Here is a 6926-nt window from a genome sequence, read left to right as displayed (position 1 = left end):
CCGACTCACTGAATATATGTAACCCCGACAGTTACACAGAATTATTTACAGGGTCATGATATCTAATGATGTACAACTCAGGTTCCGAATTAGAATAGGCTGGCAGATCAACACACATTACTTTCTTGCAGAAATGTATCATGCCACGCTGAGTTACTTAAATTCGCTATGGAAGCTCAAAGGTTTTCCTGAATTATCGATGATGAACTTGCGTCCCTTATATTCGTAATGCGTTACGTTATAAAGTTTTTAAATGTGAACTCGTCGGTTTCTTTTTTACAAGAGGTAAAGTGCTTCCCTGTTAGTCTTTCAGCTAAGATATTTCGATCTAAGTAAGAAAATAGATACTGGGATAACAAGGCTACAACAATAAATACCCCAACCAACGTCAGCATGTTACTGTTCTTTTTCGTAGGAGTTGTGGTTGCTCGTGTTGCTTCTTCTATCGGAACCGCTTCTAGTGTTTGTTGTGAATCTTGCTTTGCTTGCGCTTGAATCTTACGAAGTCCACCTTCTTTATCTTAGGTTTCTTGACCTGTAAATCTAAATCCTTTGCCACGCTGAGTGGCATGATCATTCCACTCTTATCTTCTAGTACTTTCTTTCAGACTGGGATGGCTTGCATTAGGCTTCTATCTTCAACGCAAGTACCTTTAGATACCCAAACTTATTAAATCAGGGCTTGTAGTGTGTTCACCTCGTTAGGTTTTGAGATAAAAATTTAAGGAGCTCTGATTCATGAGAACCAATCGGATAGTGCAGCCATAGCGTACATCGAACAACCTGTGTTATCTGTTGGTGCAGTTTTTATGGATAGTGGTATCGATATTTCTAATGTGAGTTACACGCTGATGATAGGAAATAAAGAAACACTCGCTGATCAATCTCTCGATGCGGGGCATGTCTCGGTGGGTGGTACTTACACAATGTCGAAAGATATCGTTTTATGAGCGGGTTACTTGTATGACATCTCTCCAACCGACAAGTTAACCTATTTATCGATACCAGATGTAAATCTCCACTCGTTACAGGATGACTGTTGGCGGAACTTACCACTTCACGGATGGCAACTCTATTGATGTAGGTACTGGTTTTATAATTGGAGAATCACAAAATATTGACGAAAGCCTGACGAAGGTTCTAGGAACAAGTTCCAATATAACGGCAGTTGCGAGCGTTGACGCTTTTTTACTTGGTGTTCAATATCAACATCGTTTTTAACTTTTACTTTGGAGTTTAGAACGAAAAATTTAGGAATTATATAAACATTGCAGGGTTCGACAGTGAGTTGAGCCCAATTCTCATTATTAGCTGTTTTAGCATTATTTAAATAGCTGGAAGCTCATTAAGTAAAAAATAGCTGCTTAGAAAACGTTTAATTCAGATGAATTTGACGGTTATGGTTATTAAAAATGAAATTTACAAAGCTTAGTAAAACAATCTTTTTGGCTCTGTTTGCCTTACATATCACTCCCACATTTGCCGAAGACTCGCCCCTGATTCCAGTGACCATTGAAAAGGCTCACAAACAAGCATTCACTTCTTCAATCAACGAAGTTGGCAAAATTAGAGCAACAGATTCTGCTGCATTGACCTTTAGCGCTTCCGATAAAATTCTCGAAATCCATTTCAAAGATGGAGACTCGGTTAAGAAAGGTGAGCTGATTGCTCAACTAGATAACACCAAAGCGAAAGCCGATTTAGATAAAGCTAGAAGCTCGTTGGCGCTTGCAAAGTCAAAATTAAAGCGAGTACAAGAGCTACTGAAAAAGCAACCGGATTCAATGTCTCAGCAAGACGTTGAAGAGCTAAAAGAACAAGCGAATCTCGCGGCCGCTGACTTCCGTCAGAAAGAAGCACTAATGAATGACTATCTATTGGTAGCGCCTTTTGATGGCCAGCTAACGAACTTCAACCACTCTGTGGGTAGCAAAATTGATAGTTCAACGGCCTTGGTTAGTTTGATCAAGCTTGATCCAGTTGAAGTCCAGTATTCAATTGGGCAATCGGACCTTGGTAATGCAAAGCTGGGACAGAATGTATCGATCCAAGTTGATGCATTTACTGATGAGGCTTTCTCTGGCGTCGTAGACTACATTGCTCCGGCTGTTGACGAAAGCTCAGGTCGAGTAGAGGTTCACGCGCACGTAACCAATCCAGAGCATCGCTTGGTTCCGGGCATGTTTGCCAAGGTGAGCCAAATGACCAGTGAAGACTCAACGAAAATGGTTGTCTCTCAAAACGCGGTCCAAGCCAAAGATGCAGAGCGTTTTGTTTGGGTAGTCAATGGAAACAACATTGAACAACGAATCGTTGAGCTCGGTGTAAATACTAATGATGGGTATGTCATTGTCGAAAAAGGGTTACAGCTAGGTGATAACGTAGTAGTTACGGGCCAGCAAAACCTAAAGAAAGCCTCTTTGGTTAAGGTTATGAACCCGGATGTCGAGCAAAAAACAGTAGAGTTGATGCCTCAAAAGGTAACGGAACCTATTGAACAAACCACTGAAACACTACTTGATGAACAATATCCAGTGGAGCCGACCGTTGATTGGACTGACGGCTCAAAAGATGCAGAAGAAGAGCCAAATGCAGCCAACAAAACTAAGGTGACTGCTGAGCAAAACGGTCAATCAAACAGCAAGGAAGCGATAACGAAGGAGAGCACGAATGAAGCTTCCTGAGATTTGTATTAAGCATCCTGTTTTTGCTTCAGTGTTGAGTATCGCCATCGTATTACTTGGCATGTTGTCATTTCAGAAGCTATCGATTCAGTATTTCCCTGAACACAAAACACCTTCAGCAACAGTAACGGCTGCGATTAATGGTGCGAGTGCAGAGTTTATGTCGCGCAATGTTGCGGACAAACTAATTACTGCTGCTACAGGCCTTGATAGCGTGAAGACTATGACTACGGACTGTCAGGAAGGCACCTGTAATTTAAAAATCATCTTCGAAGATGATGTTGATGACGTTGAATACACAAGCCTGATGAACAATCTTCGCAGTAGTGTTGAAGCCATTGGCGATTTCCCGCCGAGCATGACCGATAAACCAACGGTTACCGATGACTCATCAGACACCAGTATGCCAAGTAATATCATCACGTTTGTGAACACTGGCAAAATGTCTAAACAAGATATGTACGACTACATTAGCCAACAAGTTGTACCTCAGTTTAAACATATTCAAGGTGTAGGTGGTATTTGGGGACCATACGGTGGTAGCCAAAAAGCGATGAGGGTTTGGCTTCAACCGGATCGCATGATGGCGCTCAACATGAGTGCTTCTGATGTGGTAGGTACGCTGAGTTCTTACAACGCGACATTTACCGCGGGTACTATTAAAGGTCAGGTTCGAGACTTCTCTATTAACCCGGTTAATCAAGTGACCAGCGTTGATGATGTCCGAGACTTAGTGGTACGTGTCGATAACGGAAAGATCATTCGTATTGGCGATATCGCCGAAGTCAAAATGGGAGAAGAAAGCCTAACACCAAGTATTCTTCGTGTTGACGACAACTTAGCGATGTCGATTCAGGTCTTGCCTCTTAAAAGCGAAAACCCAGTAACGGTTGCTAATAAAGTTAAAAAGCAAATCGACCTAATTCAGCCTCAACTGCCTGAAGGCATCGAGATGAAAATGGTTTATAACCAAGCTGACTTTATCAAAGCGGCTATTGATGAAGGCTTTATGACTTTGGTCGAGGCTATTGTCCTTGTTTCCGCCGTTGTTGTTCTTTTCCTTGGCTCTGTACGCGTTGCTTCTATTCCGATCATTACCATTCCTGTGTGTGTGATTGGTGTATTTGCGGTGATGCATTTACTTGGGTTTAGTATCAATGTCCTGACTATCTTGGCGATCATTCTGGCGATTGGCCTGGTGGTCGATGATGCGATTGTTGTCGCGGAAAACTGTTACCGTCATATCGAAGAGGGTGAAACTCCGTTCAACGCTGCGATTAAAGGGTGTCGAGAGATCGTCTTCCCAGTAATTGCTATGACATTGATTTTGGCCGTTGTTTATTTGCCAATCGGCTTGATGGCTGGCCTGACCGCCGATCTGTTCAGACAATTTGCTTTCACACTTGCAGCTGCTGTGATCATTTCAGGGTTTGTCGCGTTGACGCTCTCACCAATGATGAGCGCTTATTTGATGAAGCCTGTCTCGACGCCTGCAAAGTGGTATCAAAAGGTCGATGCAAAGCTCAACGTGTTGTCTGACCGATACACTAAAGAGCTCGGTAAGTGGTTTGATCGTAAAGCACTAATGAGCGGTATCGCTTTAATGCTAATAGCGTTGTCTGCATTAGCCGTTTGGAAGATGCCTCAAGTACTGTTACCAACAGAAGATACCGGTTTTGTGGAGGTTACCTCAACACCACCAACGGGTGTTGGTCGTCAATATCACCTTGATAACAATGAACAGTTAAACAGCGTATTTAAAGGCGATGATTCAGTTGAAGCGAACCTGTCTTACATTGAAGGCACACCGACCAATCATGTTCTACTAAAACCATGGGGAGAGCGTGACCAGTCTGCAGATGAATTAGTGAATGAGTTTATTGCCAAAGCGCAAAGCTCAGTTTCGGCTTATGGTATGTCTTTCAAGGTTCGTTCAGCGGATAACTTGAATATTGCGACTAACATGATTCTTGAGCTTACAACTGTGAATCGTGATACCGGCGCTTTGTCTGAAACAGCGAGCAAAGTGGTGGAGGCTCTTGAGGATTATGAGGGTGTCACTAACGTTAAAAACTCAATGCTACGCGACCAGCTGCGCTATGACTTATCGATTGACCGCAATGCGATTGTGTTATCTGGGGTGGATTACGGAAATGTTACCAACGCGTTGTCGACTTTTTTGGGCTCAGTGAAAGCTGCCGATTTACAAGCGGATGACGGCTATACATACCCAATCCAAGTACAAGTGAATCTGAAGGATCTTGGTGATTTCAAAGTTTTGGATAAATTGTATGTGGATTCACAATCGGGACAAAGGCTTCCTCTATCTCAGTTTGTTTCCATCAAGCAAGTAACATCGGAATCGAACTTTAAGACTTTCATGGGACAAGACAGCGCTGAAATTAACGCTGATCTTATGCCGGGATATACCGCAAGTGATGTAAAAGCATATATCGACGACACGGTGCCAAGCCTATTGAAACCAGCACAGAGCTACGAATTCAACGGTATTGTTAAAGACCTTGTGGATTCTACAGCTGGTGCGCAGGTGCTATTCGTATTAGCGTTGGTTTTCATCTTCTTGATTTTGGCAGCGCAGTTTGAAAGTTTTGTCGACCCGATGATCATTTTGCTCACCGTTCCTTTGTGTATTGTTGGTGCGATTTTGACGTTATCGGTGTTTGGTCAAAGCCTAAACATCTACTCGAAGATCGGTTTACTGACGCTGGTGGGCCTTGTGACGAAACACGGCATCCTATTGGTGGAATTCGCCAATGAGAAACGTAAATCAGGCGCAAGTGCAAAAGAAGCCGCGATCAGAAGTGCACGTTCAAGATTGCGTCCTATCTTAATGACGTCGTTGACGATGATCCTAGGCTCGTTACCTTTAGCCTTGGCCGATGGGCCTGGTTCTCTCGGTCGTATCAACATCGGTTTAGTATTGGTGGGCGGCTTAACGGTCGGAACTTTCTTCTCACTGTTTTTGGTACCTGTCGCGTATGTTGGGATGGCAAACTTAGAGCAGATGGATGTGCTAGCACGCTTGAGATCAAAAACAGCGTAATGGTATATCAGAGATAGAAGTTAATCGCTTTTAGATGCATTAAGGCCCTCATTGTGAGGGCCTTTTGTTATCCGGAGTTACGAGATTAGGGGGCAGAGCAAACAGTATGGTTAGAAATCGTAGTTTAGATTCATTGAACTATAGATCTCACTATTGCTTTGGTCTGAGGCAACAGTGGTGTTATAGATGTATTCAGTATCGAATGTGAGCGCTAAGTTACCCATAAGAATGTTTTTTAGATAGCCTTTAAGGTTGTAGTTCGTGTTTTCTTCACCATAGGCCATGTTAGCCGTAGCACCCAAAGAAAACGTTTCAGTGAGCGTTAAGGAGCCATCGATACTAGCATTAGCAATAAGCTCGTAGTTCTCTTTGTTTGGAAACTCTTCATCAGAAGATTGGCGTTTACTGATTCGATAACCCGGACCCGCAGGCGCTTGAAGCTTGATTCTCTCGGTGTCGTAGAAATGGCGACCAAGCCCGGTAGCGGTAATGAACTGCTTACGATAGGTGCCATAGTGGTCGTGTTCAAAACGTGTTGTTGCAACTAAATAGGTGACGTCATTTAAGTAATAGCTAACCCCATATGTAGTGGTATAGCGATTCGTTCCATCTTCATCATTTTCAGCATCCGTGTAATAAGTATCGAACTGCACGCGTTGTCCCCAATTTTCCTTTTTGTAGCCTACGGATATCCCGGAATTGATAGACAAGGATGAACTGGTGTTCTGAGAGTATATAAACCCCAACTTAGTTAACGTCGTGAAAGGGGATTCGTCTTCTTGTTCTTCATTGAGTACAGGCTCATCGACAAGTTCGGTCTCTTCTGCGAATACTTGTACCGATAAAACCAAAGCGACCAAAGGTAAGGTGTTGAAACAACGTCTGCCTAGAGTTGTATTAGTTGAAGGGTGTTTTGTTGTTGAAATAGAGCAAGTCGGCATAGCTAGTAAGTTTATTAGTGGTCTCACATAGCTAACCAAGTGTTAGCCATGTGAGTTGTCAGAGAGTGAATCGGAAACTCGAGTGAGTTACGACGCGATAGGTAAAGGTGAAAAGATGGTTTGAATTGCTGAGAAACCGTCTCCTCGATGAGGATTAAAATCTTCCAGGTGTACGAAGGACTCGTATATGGACTCCCCTAGTATTGCAAGGAAACGAGTAAAGGTATGCAAGTGCAC

Annotated in this window: 3 protein-coding genes and 2 pseudogenes; 3 read left to right on the top strand and 2 right to left on the bottom strand. The window is 43.1% G+C overall.

Going from position 1 to position 6926, the window contains the following annotated elements; all coding sequences use genetic code 11:
- Positions 1 to 153: 153 nt before the first annotated feature.
- Positions 154 to 804, bottom strand: a pseudogene (locus JC606_RS23720) (winged helix-turn-helix domain-containing protein).
- Positions 805 to 890: 86 nt separating this feature from the next.
- Here JC606_RS23720 and JC606_RS22425 point away from each other — a divergent pair.
- The 3 genes and pseudogenes from JC606_RS22425 to JC606_RS22415 form a co-directional block, all read left to right on the top strand.
- Positions 891 to 1221 (top strand): annotated as a pseudogene (locus JC606_RS22425) (outer membrane protein transport protein); the annotation flags it as partial.
- Between the two features lie 191 nt (positions 1222 to 1412).
- The gene (locus tag JC606_RS22420) at positions 1413 to 2684 is read left to right on the top strand and encodes an efflux RND transporter periplasmic adaptor subunit (RefSeq protein ID WP_198779477.1); all 1272 of its coding nucleotides are present in this window, start codon (positions 1413 to 1415) and stop codon (positions 2682 to 2684) included.
- Positions 2671 to 5748 (top strand): efflux RND transporter permease subunit, encoded by a 3078-nt coding sequence (locus JC606_RS22415; RefSeq protein WP_198779476.1) that lies wholly within the window; start codon positions 2671 to 2673, stop codon positions 5746 to 5748. The genes JC606_RS22420 and JC606_RS22415 overlap by 14 nt, the downstream gene beginning before the upstream one ends.
- A 110-nt stretch (positions 5749 to 5858) precedes the next feature.
- On the opposite strand, the gene JC606_RS22410 is transcribed toward JC606_RS22415, so the two are convergent.
- Positions 5859 to 6599 (bottom strand): DUF481 domain-containing protein, encoded by a 741-nt coding sequence (locus tag JC606_RS22410; protein ID WP_198779478.1) that lies wholly within the window; start codon positions 6597 to 6599, stop codon positions 5859 to 5861.
- Positions 6600 to 6926: the final 327 nt, after the last annotated feature.

It is taken from the genome of Vibrio sp. IB15 (genome assembly GCF_016406055.1).
In the GTDB taxonomy this organism is placed as follows: domain Bacteria; phylum Pseudomonadota; class Gammaproteobacteria; order Enterobacterales; family Vibrionaceae; genus Vibrio; species Vibrio chagasii.
Note: the sequence above shows the minus strand (reverse complement) of the source record. Positions and strands in the feature narration are given on the sequence as shown.

Bases quoted from the DNA above. Each gene is read 5' to 3' on its own strand.
- JC606_RS22420 (WP_198779477.1), top strand. From the start codon at position 1,413: ATGAAATTTACAAAGCTTAGTAAAACAATCTTTTTGGCTCTGTTTGCC.
- JC606_RS22415 (WP_198779476.1), top strand. From the start codon at position 2,671: ATGAAGCTTCCTGAGATTTGTATTAAGCATCCTGTTTTTGCTTCAGTG.